We start from the raw sequence: 564 nt of genomic DNA on the forward strand, positions 1-564 counted from the left end.
CTGTGGACCGCCGCCGAGCAGCGTGCCCCTGATCAGGCGCTTGGCCGAGTCCAGCGCAGCGTGGTACTCCTCCGGCGGAACGGTCGCCGCCAGCTCGGTCAACCCGTAGATCAGCGAATAGACGGCTTCCACCGAGCCCGGCTTGTCGGTGCCCCCGACGATGCCCTCGATGATCTCGCGGAAGGCCTGGAATCCGGCGCCGCCCTCCCGAGGGTCGACGGCACCTTCGGCACGGAGCGCCCACTCGAAGGCGGCGAGGTCGGGGTATTCGCGCATCAACCGGCCCGATTCGTCGAGCACCGCTTCGATCCGGTCCGTGACGTCGCCGGGACCCTGGGCGGCCTCGCGCAGGCGCGGCAACGCGACGTCGGTCCTGGCCGCGACGGCGGCCTTGATCAGCTCCGACTTGTTGGGGAAGTAGTTGTACAGGCTGCCGCTGGTCATCTCGGCAGCCTTGGCGATCTCGCGAATGCTTGCGCGGGAGTACCCGACCTCCGCCACGCAGCGCATCGCCGCGTCGATTATTCGGGCGCGGGTCCGCTCGCCGCTGGCGCCCACCGGGCG

1 protein-coding gene is annotated in these 564 nt (G+C 70.4%); it reads right to left on the reverse strand.

Going from position 1 to position 564, the window contains the following annotated elements; translation table 11 throughout:
* Positions 1 to 564, reverse strand: a 564-nt coding sequence (locus tag A5706_RS35315) for a TetR/AcrR family transcriptional regulator (protein ID WP_068134464.1), incomplete at both ends; no start/stop codon positions are given.

It is taken from the genome of Mycobacterium sp. E796, from assembly GCF_001672815.1.
Classification (GTDB): Bacteria; Actinomycetota; Actinomycetes; order Mycobacteriales; family Mycobacteriaceae; genus Mycobacterium.